The organism is Streptomyces sp. NPDC104761, assembly GCF_055583445.1.
Genome location: NZ_JBVJNZ010000016.1, coordinates 185,395 through 202,037, shown reverse-complemented (window position 1 = coordinate 202,037; position 16,643 = coordinate 185,395). Strand labels below are relative to the sequence as shown.

The window sequence follows — 16,643 nt, the reverse complement described above, 5'->3', positions numbered from 1 at the left end:
CGCACGACGGCGCAGCTCAAGCGGGTACTGGGAAGGACGTGCCATAACTCGATCCTCTCAAACGATCGAGTCCCTACCGAACCCGGAACGGTTCATTGCGTGTGCTGCCGTAGACGCAGATGCGCTTGCGGGTGTTGCGGGGGGCGAGGACGTATCCGGCGGCTTCCCAGCGGCCGTCCTTGCGCTGGTAGACGGTGCCGTCGCCGTTGGCGCGGGTCTTCTTGCGCTTGGGCGCGGTCATCGGGTGGCCTCCTCAAGGTGACGCTGAACGTAGTCAGCGAGGGCGTGGGTGGGGATGCGGCGCGCGCGGCCGATGGTCAGCGAGGCCAGTCGACGGGTGCGCAGGAGGTCGTAGAGGGCGGAGCGGCCGATCTTGAGGCGGGCCATCGCTTCGGGGACGGTGAGGAGTTCGTCGTCACGCACGAGTGGTCACCGCCGGTTCGCGCGTTGGGCTGCCGCTGATGCGTGCGGCGAGGCGTTCGAGGTCGGGGGTGAGTCCGGTGCCGTCGTAGGCCCAGTGGGCGAGGACGAGGGTAGTGGGTGAGGGGGTAGGGGTGTGGCGGCGGTGCCAGGTGGCGCGGGCGGCCCGGAGGGCGCCGAGGGTGGTGGAGTAGGCGCGGGTCTTGGTGGAGAAGTGGCCGCGGAAGGTCTCGCGCAGCAACTACAGGACTTGTGGACAGTCCCGTTTACCAAGAGAGAGTTCGAGGCCGTGCGATGGTCGACCATGGGCAGCCGGTAAGGCGGGCCGCATGGCTGTCCGTCAATGCCGGTCATGAGTGGACGGAGAGCCAACTCATTGTCAGACCGTCCAGGCCGGGTTGAGCGCCGGTTCGAACGAAGCCGTGCGGCAGTGATCGGATCATGCCGTTGTGCCGGGGCCAGTGGGACGGTTGCGCAGTGCCGTCCCGGACGGGGGTCTGACTCATGAGATCTATGACCGAAGTGTCCAGTCACGGACGTGTCGACCGTCGTCGCGGGATGGCGACTGCCGGTACCGAGCCACAGGGCGTGTCCCTATAGGGGCCTTGCCGATTTTCAGGCGTCATCACGGTTCAGACCGCCCGAGCAGGCCGATGCCATCCAACCAGCACGTCACCACGCGGGAGGCAAAGCACCATGACGACCCGACAATGCAGCACGTCCTCCAGCACGGATCCTCCCGTTCGGCGCGAGGTCGTCCTGGGTGTGGACACGCACGGCGAGGTTCACGTCGCCGCCGTGGTCTCCCCACTGGGGAAGGCCCTGGGCACAGAATCCTTTCCGGCGACGGCGGTTGGCTACCGTCGGCTGCTCGTGTGGGCCCGCAAGCAGGGGACGGTGCGCCGGGCCGGCGTGGAGGGCACCGGCACCTTCGGCGCGGGCCTGTCCCGCTACCTGCTGACCCAGCAGATCCAGGTGTTCGAAGTGAACCGGCCCGACCGCACGGCCCGCCGGCTGCTCGGCAAGTCGGACCCGCTCGATGCGCAGGCCGCAGCGCGAGCCGTGCTGAGCGGGCGCGCCCGGGCCCGGGCCAAGTCCGGCGACGGTCCGGTGCACAGCGCCTGGATCTACAAGCTCGCCAAGGACTCCGCGGTCAAGGCCCGCACCCAGTCGATCAACCAGCTCAAAGCCGTCCTGGTCATCGCCGACCCCGCCCTGCGGGAACAGCTGTCCAGCCTGGGCAACCGCGAGCTGTTTCGCACCTGCGCACGCCTCGGCCTACCCGGCGGTGGGGGAGACGAGGACGCGGTGGCCCAGGCCACCCACATGACGTTGCGCATGCTCGCCGAGCGTATCGAACAGCTCACCGCGCAGATCAATGTGCTGAACCAACACCTGACCCAACTCGTCGAACGTCACGCCCCACAGCTGCTCGTACCGGTGGGTATCGGTCCGGACAGCGCCGTCACTCTCCTGATCACCATGGGGGATAACCCCGAGCGGCTGAACACCGAGGCGTCCTTTGCTGCCCTTTGCGGAGTCAGCCCCATCGAGTACTCCTCCGGCCGACGGCGCACGCGTCGGCTCAACTACGGCGGCGACCGGCAGGCCAACGCCGCCCTGCACCGCATCGTCTTCACCCGGCTGCGTCACGACCCGCGCACCCAGGCGTACTACGAACGCCGCACCCAGGAGGGCAAGACCCGACGTGAGATCATCCGATGCCTCAAGCGATATGCAGCTCGCGAGGTCTTCAACCTGGTCAGACCGGTTTCCCACATCCCCGCGTTATAGGGGCGTCCATCTGGTCGGACAGATACCAGTCGGGAGCTAGCTCATAGGGCTGTGATATGCGAAGACCCCCGTTGGCTTGCTCCGGCGGGGGTCCTGCGCAGACGGCGCCAGCAGGAAACGCGGCTCTGGTCCGCGGCCAGCTGGCAGGCGATGGGCATCCAGTGCGTCGGCCCTGTCGGAAGAACTGCGTCAGACGGGTTCCGTCATCTCCTCCATGAGTTCCGGCAGTCTGCGCAGCTTGGATAGCGTCTGGTTCAGGAGGCGCACAGCCCTATCGGCTTGCTGCCGGCCGATGGGCTGGGTGACAGACGCCGCCCGGCTCTGATCCGCGAGGTGGCCGAGAAGTTCGCCGATTTCGGCGGAGGCCGCGTGCAGGCCACGGATCCGTTCTTCGACACGGGTCACTAGAGTCTCAAGGTTGAGGGATTCCTCGGGGGAGGGTGCGGAGCTATCAGCTCCGTCGGTTTCATCGGTAGCGGGCGCTTCGGACTGGGCTGAGACTGCAGGGGCTGGCTGCGGCGCGGGTTGTACAGGGGCTGATGTCACGGGTGAGGACGTTGGTGTCATGAGCGAGAGCCCGGGCAGTTCAGGCGAAGTGAGGGGGCCGGGCACCGTCACCGTCGTGATCAATGGCGGTGCAGAATTCGCGGTCTTGCGGGGCCGGGTACCGGTGTTCTTGGGGAATTCGCTGTCGAACCAGAGCGGTGTCATCTCCCGCCCCACCATCTCCTTGCCGGAGCTGCTGACGCGCCAGGGAGGCCGGTCTCCGTCGTCCATGGCTGCGGCCAGCGACTTCAGTACGCCGACTGCCATCATCCGGCTCTTCTCATACCTCAGGGCCTGCAGGCAGTTCATGACGGTCCTGCGAGATCGGCGAATCCGTTCCCCTGCGTCGCCGATCGCCTCCTGGCCATCGAGTGAACCTCGGTCGGCCTCGATGATGCCGAAGAAGGCCAGCCAGTGCGCCGCCCGATAGGACACCAGTTCATCGAAGGCGTCGTCATCGGTGTCCGCGGTGGCGAGCAGATCAGGCAGCCTGCGCCCAGAGAGGACGATTCCCTCCCGGGCCCGGGTTGAGAAGACCTCGCCCACGCGTGGGTTCCATGGTGCCGGGTAGCTTTCGGAGGTAAGCGCGGACCATGTGCGCGCCCGTTGGTTGATTTCCCCGGACTTGAGCTGGGATGGTGGGTTCTCGCTGAGCACGCGCCGCAGTAGATGACGCTTGCGCGGATCCACCGGAAACAGTTCCTGCAGCAACCTCATGGAGCGCAGGTCTCGCAACTCGGAGACCGTCATGTTCGCCGACGTGCCCGGGAGTTCACGGATCGGTGCCAGCCCGGAAAGGACCTCTGCCGTTTTCTCATCCATAACCCGTTGCGCTACATACATCCCGAGAACGCTCCGCCCTAGCGCGCGCGAGCGGTCGAGGGCGTCGAACTCCAGCGGCGGGTGTACGTGATCGCGCCGGTTGTTCATCTGCACGATGCGGTAGAGCCGCTGCGGAGTGGGGGTGCCGATCACCAGATGCGAGTCCACTACGGCGACGGCTGCGGCGCGTTGCGCCCGTGAACCGCTTGTCGGATCCAGTTCGCCGTCGCCCGTCTCCGCGAACTCCCTGTTGAGCATGGCGGAGAATTCAGGGAGCCAGTCACGGGGGTCGCAGATGACCTCGTCCCCCTCCCGCTGCAGTTTCTTTACTGGGACGCCGGCTAGCACTTCGCTGGATGTCAAACGAAAAATCGATTGTCGCTTCTGCGTACGATTATTGCCTCGGACTGCCATCCACCCCCAATAGGCGGACGGATAAAGAGGGCTGCTGTCAGATCCCCTCTCCGGGTTCTCCTCGATCCTCACCTGCTGAGGAACATACATCCCAGGTTCCTGTTGCCCGTTGAGGACGAGGTCCTCCTCAAGGTCATAAGGGCGGACCCGGTCTCGCTTCTTCAATTCGTCCGCCGCGTCCTCAATGTTCGTGATCAACGTGCGCCGGTTGGCCACGACGCTTTCCAGCGCGGCGAAACACTTGGTGCGTCCATCGTCGTCGACGCCCATCCAAGGCCGGACCGAGGCCAAGGTCCTTTCGGTTTCCCGGCCGACCGTCGGATCCGCGACGGAGCGCCAGATCGAGCTGATCCGTTCGTTGTGTCCCCACTGCACACCGCCGACGCCGTGCATCCGGGCGACGGCGATGACGAGGTCACCGGCGTCTGTGTGGATGCGCCGGACCGCGCTCGCCCTGAGCGTGCGCACACCATGGGCGTCGGGCTCACTCAGCATGTCTTTGGGATCAACGATGAAGGGCGCGATGTTCTCCAGTGCGCCACGGGGCAGATTCACCCCCTCGGTCGCTAGCACGGCGTTGATCCATGCTTCTTGATCCTCCCGGGAAACCGGCATCGGAAATGGGCCGTCGACATTGCCTTCGCTCATGCTCTACCCCACATCACTCGGAGTCCCGGAAACGTTCCATGGCCCACTGGGCACATCTGGCCGCCCACCGGTAAGCCGGGTTGCCTGTCGCGAGTTCGACCAGCGAGAAGATCATTTGCAGAATCCGCAGCCGGTTCACAATCCGCTGTCGGCGCGCCAACTTGACCTCAGCTTCGGCCAGCTTCCGCTCCTTGCGTCGGGTCTCCTCGGCGGATTCGTCGAAAGGACGGTCGGATTCCGGGGATGAAGGCATGGCTGAGGCCCTTCGGGAGTCGCGGCCGTACGTCGACCCATCGGCCAACAGACGTCCCGCATCGGCACGTTAGGAACAAGAAGCATGCTGGCATCAGGAAGCTGAGGAGCGGCATGCTTATCCGGTAGATACCCGCTTCGAGTGAAGAGGCGTACTTTTGTTCCCATTGAGAGGCGGCGGGCTCACGCTCTAATTGGGTGGTTAGCAAAAACAAGTTACCGGTCGGCGTCCCCGTGCGGAGGTGTCGAACTCGCGCATGATGGGTTTCGAACTAATTATCTGGATTGACTAATTGGCGAGCCTGCGCTAAGGATCCCCGTGCGCCAACTGAGTCGCCTATTGCAACTGCATCTGATGGCGACGGGCATGACCGGTACGTCCCCTGCCCCGCGTGCTCGTCGGCGCCGGCCGACGGGGGAGGTGGTCCTTGGAGTGGACACGCATCGGGACGCTCATGTGGCTGTTGTGCTCTCTCTGGTGGGGGCGGTGATCGGCACTGAGGCGTTCCCGGCTACTGCGGCCGGTTGCCGTGACCTGCTGCCCGCGAGGTCTTCCACCTGAGCAGGCCCACACAGCCGTAACCCCCGTCATAGGGGCATGTGACAGGTGAGGATTCCCGTCGGATCGCTCTGGCGGGGGTCCTGCGTAGACGGGGACCTGATACAACGACGCCCCGCTGGCTTGCTGCGGCGGGGCGTCATCGTGCAGATATTCCGTTGATGTTGCGGGCGTCAGGCACTCAGGCCGGACGGGTGTCAGTCCGAGAAGTCGAGGCTCTCCTGACCAGGGCCGGGGGCGCGTCGAGACTTGCGCGGCGGTTTCGGTTCTTTGGTTGCGTAGGCAGGTACGGGCAGGATGCCCTCGCCCCGTAGGTCGTCGGTGCTGATGAGCGGGCCGCTGGTCACTGCGTCCAGCAGCCGGGCCTGTTGGGGTTCGAGGGCTACGAGGAGCCCGAGCGCGTTGATGAGGTCAAGCAGGTCAACGGTCCACCGGGCAGGCCAGGTCGGGGGCAGGATGTCGTTCAACGGGGTCTGTCGTTCCACGTCTGGCTTGCGCTTGCGGAAGCTGAACCACTTGCGGATCACCTGCACCCCGCCGATCCGATAGTCCCAGACTTCCGGCGCCACCGGACGTATGCAGCCCGTGCCCACCGTGAGGGTTCGCGTGGACGCGTCGTAAGAGATGTCCGCAGGTAACCCGTCGTCCTCTCCGATCACGACGACGCATTCCGGTTGTTCCTCCGGGGGAAGCCTCGGGGACGAGCCAGGTGAACTGTCGTGGTGGGAGGCGAAGCGCTGGCCGTACGTGTGGATCCACACTGTGCGCCTGCCCACTTCCACGAGCTCCGCCCATAGAGCCGGGTCGCGTGTTATAGGGATACGGACACCGCGCTCGGAGAGGTTCGCGGCGAAGCGGCGGGTGTAGCCGCTGTGGCCGGCTGTTCCCGCGATGTACGCGAAGAGGTCCTCGGCGGTGACCGTCACGCCGTACGTCTTGGTGAGAAGACGCAGCAGGCCAGGGGTGACGTTTGGTTCAGCCTGGTGAGGGTGGCGGTAGAGAGGGGCGACGCGGCCGCCTTCGGTGCCTTTGAAGTGGTGCATGTCGGGGAGCAGGGCAGTGAAACTCACCGCCGGCCCCGGACGGCCTGACTCCGTGTGGAGTTCGGACAGGTAGATCTGACGCTGGTCGTTGTGGGCGAACCACAAGGCCGGTCGCGGAAAGTCGATCACTCGCCTGTCCGCGATGATGTACTGCCTGTCGAAGGTCATCCGGCCGTAGGGAACAGTGACCGGCAACGTCTCCTTCTCCGCGGCAAGGCTTTCCCTTTCCTGCTGCCCGGGCAGTGGCGGTTCCGGCTTATCCGGACGGCGGTCTCTGGTGGTTTTCAGCAGTGCGGCCTTGTCCTCCGCTGGGGCTTGGACGAGCCTGCGCCACCGGATCTCCAGGACGTCCCGGCTGGGTGAGACGGGCCAGCTGCGGTTGTTCTTGTTGCCGGAGCTCGTCCAGGGCAGCAGGGCGTCCACCGGTGGCATTGCCGACCACTCAGAGTCGGACAGGACGTGAAAAGGCGCGGTCCACTGTGTGGGGCATAGTTGCCAGGAGGTCCCGTCGTGATGACCGTCGAGGCCAAGCCCTTCCAGCCAGTTGAATTTCTCCTCGCGTGTGCCCGCGGGGACGTCAAGTCGCCAGACCCGCGCCGGTGTATCCGCGTCCGGGGCGCCATGGCGGACGAAGACGGCGATGCAGATCTCCCGCTTAACATCCTGGAAGACACGGGTGCGCGTGTCGGAGTAGGCGCCCTCGGGTGAGAGGCCGATGACCCAGCCCTCGTCGGCGGCCTCACGCAGGTAGTGGCGCATGCCGGCCGATCCCTCGCTGTCCAGGTACCCGGAGTTGGTGATGAGGGCGACGATCCCGCTCGGGGCCTTCGGCGCTCCCGAGGCAGTCAACTGGTCGAATACCTTCCAGGTGGACCATGCCCAGAAGTAGACGTAGAGGTTGTCGAGGGCGTATCCGACGCGTCCGTTGTCCTCTGGGTGGAAGCGGGCGAGGATCGGGCCCTGGCCGTTCGGGTTGCCCTCGGTTACCCAGCGCCCGACGCCCGACTGTCTCGCACCCCGCAGGTAGGGCGGATTGCCGATGACCACCATGACCTTCTCGTCCGCCTTGATCTTGTTCGCCATTCGGCGGTGGCGGGCGATCGCCTCGTACATGAAGCCCAGGTGGTGCTCGACGGCGGGATCGTCGAGTGTGTCGGCCACCAGAAGCCTCGGCGGGCGGCGCGTGATGTCGGCGTCGTGGGACCGGAAGGCGTGGTGCACACGGAGTTCGGCGACGGCGTACGGCCCGGTCTGTTTCTCCAGCCCGACCAGTCGGCCCGACAGCTCCCGGAGAAGCCCGGACTTGAGCGTGCTGCCGTACTTCAGTGACAGGGACTTGGCGACGTGGTCGATGATGTTGATGAGGAAGGTCCCGGTGCCCATGGCCGGATCGACGACGGTGACGTCCTCGCTTCCGTAGCCGTCCTCCTGGCCGAGCCGGTCACGCAGCACCGCGTCGGTGAAGCCGACCATGAAACGGACGACCTCGCCAGCCGTGTAGTAAGTACCCGTCCGCCGTCGCAGTTCCGGGTCGTAGGCGCCCAGAAAGCCCTCGTACAGGTGGAGGTAGGCGTCTCCGGTCTCGTCCTTGAACATCTCGGGGTCGACGGCCGATAAGACGTCGATCAGCGGGTCGATGATGCCCCGCAGATCGTCGAGGGCGTCGTCCGTCAGCACCGCCAGCGCCTTGCCCATCAAGGAATGCCGCTTGCCCAGTCGGATCGCGACCTCGGGAAGCGTGAGCCTGCCCAGATCAATGTGCTCAAGGCGAGCCAGCAGCATGGCAAACGTCAGCGTCTGACTGTATTGGTCTGCGAACTCCTCCGGGCGAGCATCGGGAAAGAGCAGGTCCTTCCAGTTGTCGGCCAGGATCGAGAACGCAGCGTCAGCCTGCCCGTGCTCCTCGCGGGTGAGACGCTCGGTGACCTCGTCACGCAGCAGGGCGCAGATTCCCGCGATACGCTTGACCAGTTCGTTGATGCTGTCGTGGACGATGGGCGCTGGCAGGAAGAAGTGCGTGAGGGCACGCTCGAACCCGGTGTCCGCGACGACGAGTTGCCGACTACCGGAATCAAGGTCTCCGACCAGGATCCCGGTCGGGCCGACCTGTACGCCGAAACGGTAGACCGCCCACTGGTATCCGTCGGTGTACAGCACATTGTGGAGTGCCTTGATCTTCTCCCACTGCTTGCGGTCGTGGCTCTTCACCGACCACTTCTCCGGATCGGCCCCCGAGCCCGGCTGCTTCAGCTCGACGTGCCCTATGGTCCTGCCGCCGCAGGCGATGGCGAAGTCGGGCCGGATCCCGAGTTCCTTGATGCGACTCTGACCGTGGACGATGAGCTTGAGGCGTTGCCGCGAGGCCATGCCGCGCAGCAGATGCTCCACCGGCGCGGTCAGGCTGTCCTCCTTACTGCTGACCGCCCCTGCGGGACCTTGCAGCTTGGCCCTGACCTCCTCGCCGAACTGGGCAACGAGGTCCGCTACTGATTCGGTCGTGCCCTTTCCTGCCCAGACGTCCCCTCTTGCCATCGGCCCCCCAAGGTTGCACCCACGCCGACGATCAGACCCATACAGAATGCCCATGACATCTCAAGTAGCAAACACCAGTGGATGTAGGTTGATTGGTGACAAGCCGCCAAAGCCCCGCGTACGGAGGCCGGTTGGAGCGTGAGCCGGGAGTGCGTCCCGGGCGTGCCTCAACGTGCGGAGCGCAATCGGTGGACGGTACGGCGATCTTGCAGACACGCTGGGCGATCGCGGGGGCAGCGTGCGTGCGTCAAACGAAGCCATCACGGCTGCGCGGCTCCTGGTATGTCCCCGCTGCTGCTCTCGGAGATCGACCACGTCGCCACCCGCGAGCTGGGCCGTGCAGCGGCGCTCAGCGCGGTCGACGACATCCGACATTGCGTGCGACGAGGCCGTGCCGTTCTGTCTGAGATCACGGATGATCATCTGAGTGCCACCCAGTCGGTGCGCGCCCGCTCTCGCGGCTCAGGGGCCGTAGGGGCTCCAGTGCCCGAGGAAGGGCCTGAGGTCGTCGGCTCGTGGTTCGGGGATGTCGGGCAGTCGGGGCGGTGTGTGCAATGGGTCGAGGCGCTCGACGGTGGCCGCTGCCCAGCTGATCCATGCTTCGGCTTCGGTTCTGGCCTGCCCCGGTGGCATGGCCTCGACTCGCGTGCGTACCGCGCTCACGTACTCCGTAAGTCCGGTGGCGTGGCGCCATGCCGCTTCCTGCGCTTCAAAGTGTCTGAAGCGGTACGCCTCCGCGTACCGGATGCGGGCTTGTTCCATGGCGGCTTCCCAGCGGATGCGCTTCTGGCGTGCCGCTTCGGCCTCGTCCTGGCGTCTGCGTTCGGCGGCTTCGCCGCGAAGCGTGACCTCCTGTGCGATCTCGGCGAGCTGCCTTTCGAGGGGGCGGCCGGGAGCGTCGGCCCATTCGCTCGCCCGGTGTGGCTGGCCGCCGCTGAGGATGATGCGGAGGCGTTCGGACGGGGTGTAGTCGAAGCGGGGGATCCTGACCCAGGAGTGCTTCTTGGCGTCGGCGAGTTCCTTCTCGGTGGCGACGTGCTCGGCCCGATCCTGTTCCTGGAGGACGAGAAACCCCACTGGCTGGCCCTGTGCGGTGATGGTGAAGTGGGGATTTGCCCTGCGGCGGCGATGCGGTGGGGGTGCGAAGCCGGTTTGCCCCGCCGAGCAGGTGTGTCCTTCGGCCTCGGCAGTGGTGATCAGTGCCTGGATGAGTCGGAGAGCGCGTCCTTGGACGGGCTTGGTCAGGCCGAGCAGCTGGCGTTCGTTCTGCATGGCCCGGATAACGGTGTGCGGCCGAGTGTGCCGCGAGGGCACGGGGACGGGGTCGAGGACGGCAAGGCGCCAGGCGGGGATGTCGACGAGCTTGATCTCGTACCCGTCGCGGCACCAGTTTCCGTACAGCTCCTTCGTCTCCGGAACCCTTCCGGACCTGCGTGCGGCGGCGACGCGGGACGGCCACTTCTCCAAGCCGGGACCGCTGCCGCTCTTGACGATCCTGCCGCCGGCCTCCGCGAGCTCCTGTAACAGCTGCTCCGTGAGCGTCACACGAGGCTGTGAGGGAGGGCTTGGCTTCCGCTCGGCGGCCGACGTTTCCTGAGTTTGGGCTGACTGGGGCCGTGGAGCGGCGGCCTGGGGCTTCCGCGGGCGTGATCCGCGGGGAGGGTACGTGCCGTGCGCCAGGTAGTGCTGGCCGGCGCTCGTCAGGGCGACGCTCCACTGCCCGGCCTTCCGGGAGACCGTCACCAGGCCACGGTTGTGGAGTGCCTGGCAGGTGGTCTTGTAGGAGCTTGTGTTCCATACGCCTGCAGGGCACCCGGCTCCCACCCACTGCAACACCGACAGCTGCCGCTCATTGACCCGCCGTTCCAATGGTCCGCCTTCGACTCGAAGTGACGCACGACGGCGGCATGGTGCCAGTTCCGGTGGTAGGCGACCGGTGCTTCGAGTCAATTCGCTCGAACGAGCGGGCTGACGTGGCTGGAGGCCGGTTGGGCCGAGAACCGTAGGTGGGTGCCTGTCCTACGGCGGAGTCCGACTCCTGAGATCTCTGACCGAGGTGTCCTGATCACACTGTGTCGACCGCCGGCCATGGGACTGCGCACTGTTGGTCTCGGGCTGATGGACGTGTCTCGATAGGGGCTTGCCGGAAAGGCGACATCACGATTCTGACCGTCCGCACGGCCCGCTACCGGCCACGCGATAAACCGTCGGCCTGAAAGGGAACGAGCATGACCGGCACGTCCACCGCTTCGCGTTCTCGTCGGCGCCGGCCGACGGGGGAGGTGGTCCTGGGAGTGGACACGCACCGGGACGCTCATGTGGCCGCTGTGCTCTCCCTTGTGGGGGAGGTGATCGGCACTGAGGAGTTCCCGGCCACCGCGGCTGGATACCGAGACCTGCTGGGGTGGGCCATGGCGTCAGGTACGGTGCGCCGGGCCGGAGTCGAAGGCACCGGTTCCTTCGGAGCCGCCCTGTCCCGCTACCTACTGGCCCAGGGCGTGGACGTTTTCGATGTGAATCGGTTCGACCGGGCCGACCGCCGTCGGCGCGGCAAGTCGGACCCGCTCGATGCCGAGAACGCGGCCCGGGCGGTGCTGAGCGGGCGGGCGTGCGCTCAGGCCAAGGCGGGCGACGGGCCGGTGGAGATCGCCCGGATGTACAAGCTGGCCAAGGACTCGGCGGTCAAGGCCCGCACCCAGGCGATCAACCAGCTCAAGGCCGTCCTCATACGTGCCGATCTGCAGCTGAGGGAGGAACTGGCCGGGCTGGGCAACGCAGAACTCTTACGCACCTGCGCAGGGCTCGTCGACGACAGCCTGAACCGCGAGGCCGGCGAGGGGGCGGTGCTCCACGCCACCCACGTGACGCTGGGTCTCCTGGCCCGGCGCATCGGGCAGCTCAGCGAAGAGGTCCAGGAGCTCGAAGGCCGCCTGACCCGGCTGGTGGAGCGCCACGCTCCGCAGCTGCTCGAGGTGGTGGGCATCGGTCCGGACACCGCCGTCACTTTGCTGATCACGATCGGGGACAACCCGGAACGCCTGGGCAGTGAGGCGTCCTTCGCGGCGCTGTGCGGGGTCAGTCCCGTCGAGCGTTCCTCGGGCAGTCGGCAGTACCGGCGCCTTAACCGGGGCGGCGACCGGCAAGCGAACGCGGCCCTGCATCGGATCGTGCCGACCCGCCTGCGCGTTGACCCGCGCACCCAGCAGTACTACGAACACCGCAGCGCGGAGGGCAAAACCCGGCGCGAGATCGTCCGAACCCTCAAGCGCTACGCGGCCCGGGAGGTCTTCCATCTGGTCAGACCTGTGCAGTCGCAACCCCCGTCATAGGGGCAGTCGTGAGACGTGAGAGGGTCTGGGGCGTGAGTGAGACACCACCGAACACCCTGCAATACCGCTTTGACGGGCCAGAAGACGCTCCGGTCCTGATCTTGGGTCCCTCACTGGGTACCACATGGCACATGTGGGACCGGCAGATCCCGGAGCTGGTCCAGCAGTGGCGCGTCTTCCGCTACGACCTGCCGGGGCACGGCGGCGCCCCGGCGCACCCGGCCGGTTCCGTGGCCGAGCTGACCGCCCGGCTGCTGGCCACGCTGGACTCCTTCGGTGTGCAGCGCTTCGGCTACGCGGGCTGCGCGCTGGGCGGAGCCGTCGGCGTCGAGCTGGCGCTGCGGCACCCGGAGCGGATCGCCTCGCTGGCGCTGGTCGCCACCTCGCCCCGGTTCGGGACGCCGGACGAGTTCCGGCAGCGCGGCGTGATCGTACGGACGAACGGCCTCGATCCGATCGCCCGGACCTCGCCCGAGCGCTGGTTCACCGGCGGGTTCGCCGCCGCCCAGCCCGCGATCACCGAGTGGGCCGTCCAGATGGTCCGCACCACCGACCCCGGCTGCTACATCGCCGCCTGCGAGGCGCTGGCCGGCTTCGACGTACGGCACGAGCTCGCCCGCGTCGGCGTACCGACGCTCGTGCTGGTCGGCTCCGACGACCAGGTCACCGGCCCGGCCGAGGCCCGTACCCTGGTCGCCGGGATCCCCGACGCCCGGCTCGCGGTCGTGCCCGGCGCCTCCCACCTGGTCCCGGTCGAGCAGCCCGGCGCCGTCACCGACCTGCTCGTGCGCCACTTCTCCACCGCCTGGCAGCCCGCCTACGACTCGACCACCGGACAGATCGCCATCCCGGCCGCGCCGGTCAAGCCGGTGCTGTCCGCCGCGCCCCAGGCCGTGCCGCAGGTCGCGCCCCCGGTGGCGCCGATCGCCGAGATCGCCCCGGCCGTCGTGGCGCCGCAGCCGTTCGGGCGGCCCGACCCCTACGAGGCGGGGCTGAAGGTCCGCCGGGAGGTGCTCGGGGACGCGCACGTGGACCGGGCGCTGGCGCAGGCCGACGAGTTCTCCGGGGACTTCCAGGAGTTCGTCACCCGCTACGCGTGGGGCGAGATCTGGGACCGGCCGGGCCTCGACCGGCGCTCGCGCAGCTGCGTCACGCTCACCGCGCTGGTGGCGGGCGGCCATCTGGAGGAACTGGGCTTCCACCTCCGGGCCGCGCTGCGCAACGGCCTCACCCCGGCCGAGATCAAGGAGGTGCTGCTCCAGGCGGCGGTGTACTGCGGGGTACCGGCCGCGAACAGCGCGTTCCGGGTCGCCCAGCAGGTCATCCGCGAGGAGACCACCCCCGAGGGCTGAGCGGGGCAGGATGGTGACCATGAAGCTCACCAAGAAGTCCCACGCGTGCGTGCGCCTCGAGAAGGACGGGCGCACGCTCGTCCTCGACCCCGGCGGATTCAGCGAGCAGGACGCGGCCGTCGGCGCCGAGGCGATCCTGATCACCCACGAGCACGCCGACCACTTCGACGAGGGCCGGCTGCGGGCCGCCCTGGACGCGAACCCCGGCGCCGAGATCTGGACGCTGAAGTCCGTCGCCGACCAGCTCGCGGCGGCCTTCCCTGGCCGGGTGCACACTGTCGGCCACGGCGACACCTTCACCGCCGCCGGCTTCGACGTCCAGGTGCACGGCGAGCTGCACGCGGTGATCCACCCGGACATCCCGCGCATCACCAACGTCGGCTACCTGATCGACGGCGGCAGGGTCTTCCACCCCGGCGACGCCCTCACCGTCCCCGGCCACCCCGTCGAGACGCTGATGCTCCCCGTGATGGCGCCCTGGAACAAGATCTCCGAGGTCATCGACTACGTCCGCGAGGTGAAGCCGCAGCGCGCCTACGACATCCACGACGCCCTGCTCACCGACCTCGCCCGGCCGATCTACGACCGTCAGATCGGCGCCCTCGGCGGCGCGGACCACCAGCGGCTGGCGCCGGGGGCCTCGGCGGACGTCTGAGGCCGCAGGGGACGCGAGGCGGGAGCAGACGCGGGGGCGGGAGCAGACGCGGGGCGGGAGCAGACGCGGGGCCGGAGGTTCGGGGGCCGGACGTCCGAGGCCCGTTGTCAGAGGCGCCCGGTAGGTTGTGGAGCATGCGCATCGCGACCTGGAACGTGAACTCGATCACCGCCCGCCTGCCGAGGCTCCTCGCCTGGCTGGAGAGCAGCGGCACCGACGTGCTCTGCCTCCAGGAGGCCAAGGTCGCCGAGGCACAGTTCCCGTTCGAGCAGCTGCGCGAGCTGGGGTACGAGGCGGCGGTCCACGCGACCGGCCGGTGGAACGGCGTGGCGGTGCTGTCGAGGGTCGGCCTGGAGGACGTCGTCAAGGGCCTGCCCGGCGACCCGGGCTACGACGGCGCGCCCGAGCCCCGCGCGATCTCGGCGACCTGCGGGCCGGTCCGGGTCTGGTCGGTGTACGTGCCCAACGGGCGCGAGGTCGACCACCCGCACTACGCCTACAAACTCCAGTGGTTCGAGGCGCTGAAGGCCGCCGTCGCCGGGGACGCGGGCGGCAGTCGCCCCTTCGCGGTGCTCGGCGACTACAACGTGGCGCCGACGGACGACGACGTCTTCGACGTGGCCGCCTTCGAGGGCCTCACCCACGTCACCCCGGCCGAGCGCGCCGCCCTCACCGCCCTGCGCGAGACCGGCCTGAGCGACGTCGTCCCGCGCCCGCTGAAGTACGACCACCCCTACACCTACTGGGACTACCGCCAGCTCGCCTTTCCCAAGAACCGCGGCATGCGCATCGACCTGGTGTACGGCAACGAAGCATTCGGCAAAGCAGTGAAGGACGCCTATGTCGACCGCGAGGAGCGCAAGGGAAAGGGCGCTTCCGATCACGCTCCGGTGGTGGTGGACCTCGAGGTGTGAGTGTCAACCTGGGACCATGAACATCCCCTTCCTGGGTCACAGGCACGGCAAGACCGGTGACGTCCCCCACCACGCCGACCCCGATCTGCTCGCCGAGTGCGAGCTCCTGCGTGCCCAGGCGGCCGAGGAGGGTGTCACGCTCGACGACACCCCGGCCTCGCTGGAGGCCCTCGACCAGTTGCTCCCGCGCTGGCGGGACGACGAGGAGACCCTGACCTGGCTCGGCACTGACGCCGGCCTGTACCTGGGCACCGTCCTGACCCGGACCGTGACCGGCGCGGAGTGGCAGATCCGGGCGGACGGCGAGCCGGTCGTACGGCTGTCGTCCGGGCGGGAGTTCGAGGTCGTCGAGGCCGGTCACGACTGGGCTGCGAGCGGGGTCCCCGAACTCTCCCAGCTCTACGCGGAGGTCGCCGAGACCTGAACCGCGGCGAACCCTTCGACGAGGGCGGCAATAAAGATGGCATAAATACGGCTAATGCCCGAAAAGTGCGTGTCGTGCCTTAAGTTCACTCCCGGCTGGATAGTTTGCGGCAACCACGACACAGCTGAGAGCGGGTAGGGCTGCGGATGGCCGTCGATCCTCTGATCGAACTGCGGGACGTCAACAAGTACTACGGCGAGCTCCATGTCCTCCAGGACATCGATCTCACCGTCGGCAAGGGAGAAGTGGTCGTCGTCATCGGCCCCTCGGGGTCGGGGAAGTCGACGCTGTGCCGGACGATCAACCGCCTGGAGACCATCGAGTCCGGGACCATCACGCTCGACGGCCGGCCGCTGCCCCAGGAGGGCAGGGCCCTCGCGAAGCTCCGCGCCGAGGTCGGCATGGTCTTCCAGTCCTTCAACCTGTTCGCCCACAAGACGGTCCTGCGGAACGTCTCCCTCGCCCAGATCAAGGTCCGCGGGCGCCCGAAGGAACAGGCGGACCGGCGCTCGCGCGCACTCCTCGACCGCGTCGGCCTGTCGGCGCACGCCGGGAAGTACCCCGCACAGCTCTCCGGCGGCCGGCATCTGGGGGCACCGCCCAGGCCGTTCAGGCACTGGGGGAGCGTCGCCATCGCCCGCGCCCTCGCCATGGAGCCCAAGGCCCTCCTCTTCGACGAACCGACCTCCGCCCTCGACCCCGAGATGATCAACGAGGTGCTTGAGGTCATGCGGCAGCTCGCCCGGGACGGCATGACCATGGTCGTCGTCACCCACGAGATGGGCTTCGCCCGTTCCGCCGCACACCGGGTCGTCTTCATGGCCGACGGCCGCATCGTCGAGGACCGCACCCCGGAGGAGTTCTTCACCGCCCCGCGCAGCGAACGCGCCAGGGACTTCCTGTCCACAATCCTCAAGCACTGAGCGGGGAGTACCACCC

At 67.6% G+C, this 16,643-nt stretch carries 13 protein-coding genes and 1 pseudogene; 7 read left to right on the top strand and 7 right to left on the bottom strand.

The window, feature by feature from the left end:
• Nucleotides 1-91 precede the first annotated feature (91 nt).
• The 3 genes and pseudogenes from ACZ63F_RS35260 to ACZ63F_RS35250 form a co-directional block, all read right to left on the bottom strand.
• A pseudogene (locus ACZ63F_RS35260) lies at nucleotides 92-241 on the bottom strand (site-specific integrase); the annotation flags it as partial.
• Nucleotides 238-423, bottom strand: a complete 186-nt coding sequence (locus ACZ63F_RS35255; RefSeq protein ID WP_266595339.1) for a helix-turn-helix domain-containing protein — start codon at nucleotides 421-423, stop codon at nucleotides 238-240. The pseudogene ACZ63F_RS35260 and the gene ACZ63F_RS35255, both read right to left, overlap by 4 nt.
• Complete coding sequence (locus ACZ63F_RS35250) at nucleotides 416-661, bottom strand: replication initiator (protein ID WP_469717441.1); 246 nt, start codon at nucleotides 659-661, stop codon at nucleotides 416-418. Before ACZ63F_RS35250 ends, ACZ63F_RS35255 begins: the two co-directional genes overlap by 8 nt.
• 455 nt (nucleotides 662-1,116) lie before the next feature.
• Between ACZ63F_RS35250 and ACZ63F_RS35245 the strand changes: the two genes are divergently transcribed.
• Nucleotides 1,117-2,214 carry an IS110 family RNA-guided transposase gene (locus ACZ63F_RS35245; RefSeq protein WP_469717439.1) on the top strand — a complete coding sequence of 366 codons (1,098 nt, stop codon included), beginning with the start codon at nucleotides 1,117-1,119 and terminating at the stop codon, nucleotides 2,212-2,214.
• A 189-nt stretch (nucleotides 2,215-2,403) separates the two neighbouring features.
• Here ACZ63F_RS35245 and ACZ63F_RS35240 read toward each other — a convergent pair whose 3' ends face one another.
• The 4 genes from ACZ63F_RS35240 to ACZ63F_RS35225 form a co-directional block, all read right to left on the bottom strand.
• A complete protein-coding gene (locus ACZ63F_RS35240) occupies nucleotides 2,404-4,644 on the bottom strand; it encodes a hypothetical protein (RefSeq protein ID WP_469717437.1) in 2,241 nt (746 codons plus the stop codon).
• A 13-nt stretch (nucleotides 4,645-4,657) separates the two neighbouring features.
• The gene (locus ACZ63F_RS35235) at nucleotides 4,658-4,897 is read right to left on the bottom strand and encodes a hypothetical protein (RefSeq protein ID WP_469717435.1); all 240 of its coding nucleotides are present in this window, start codon (nucleotides 4,895-4,897) and stop codon (nucleotides 4,658-4,660) included.
• Nucleotides 4,898-5,652: 755 nt separating this feature from the next.
• A complete protein-coding gene (locus ACZ63F_RS35230; RefSeq protein WP_469717433.1) occupies nucleotides 5,653-9,030 on the bottom strand; it encodes a type ISP restriction/modification enzyme in 3,378 nt (1,125 codons plus the stop codon).
• A 462-nt stretch (nucleotides 9,031-9,492) separates the two neighbouring features.
• Nucleotides 9,493-10,575 (bottom strand): hypothetical protein, encoded by a 1,083-nt coding sequence (locus ACZ63F_RS35225; RefSeq protein ID WP_469717431.1) that lies wholly within the window; start codon nucleotides 10,573-10,575, stop codon nucleotides 9,493-9,495.
• Between the two features lie 683 nt (nucleotides 10,576-11,258).
• On the opposite strand from ACZ63F_RS35225, the gene ACZ63F_RS35220 reads away from it, so the two are divergent.
• The 6 genes from ACZ63F_RS35220 to ACZ63F_RS35195 all read left to right on the top strand — a co-directional run bounded on the left by ACZ63F_RS35220 (nucleotide 11,259) and on the right by ACZ63F_RS35195 (nucleotide 16,627).
• Nucleotides 11,259-12,359 (top strand): IS110 family RNA-guided transposase, encoded by a 1,101-nt coding sequence (locus tag ACZ63F_RS35220; protein WP_469717429.1) that lies wholly within the window; start codon nucleotides 11,259-11,261, stop codon nucleotides 12,357-12,359.
• A 32-nt stretch (nucleotides 12,360-12,391) separates the two neighbouring features.
• Complete coding sequence (gene pcaDC, locus ACZ63F_RS35215; RefSeq protein WP_469717427.1) at nucleotides 12,392-13,711, top strand: bifunctional 3-oxoadipate enol-lactonase/4-carboxymuconolactone decarboxylase PcaDC; 1,320 nt, start codon at nucleotides 12,392-12,394, stop codon at nucleotides 13,709-13,711.
• Between the two features lie 19 nt (nucleotides 13,712-13,730).
• On the top strand, nucleotides 13,731-14,366 hold the full coding sequence (locus tag ACZ63F_RS35210; protein WP_093507919.1) for an MBL fold metallo-hydrolase: 636 nt from the start codon (nucleotides 13,731-13,733) through the stop codon (nucleotides 14,364-14,366).
• A gap of 134 nt (nucleotides 14,367-14,500) precedes the next feature.
• Nucleotides 14,501-15,280, top strand: a complete 780-nt coding sequence (locus tag ACZ63F_RS35205) for an exodeoxyribonuclease III (protein WP_469717425.1) — start codon at nucleotides 14,501-14,503, stop codon at nucleotides 15,278-15,280.
• A 16-nt stretch (nucleotides 15,281-15,296) separates the two neighbouring features.
• Entirely contained in the window at nucleotides 15,297-15,704 is a 408-nt protein-coding gene (locus ACZ63F_RS35200; protein WP_352366987.1) for a DUF6278 family protein, read from the top strand.
• 146 nt (nucleotides 15,705-15,850) lie between these two features.
• Nucleotides 15,851-16,627 carry an amino acid ABC transporter ATP-binding protein gene (locus tag ACZ63F_RS35195; RefSeq protein ID WP_469717423.1) on the top strand — a complete coding sequence of 259 codons (777 nt, stop codon included), beginning with the start codon at nucleotides 15,851-15,853 and terminating at the stop codon, nucleotides 16,625-16,627.
• Nucleotides 16,628-16,643: the final 16 nt, after the last annotated feature.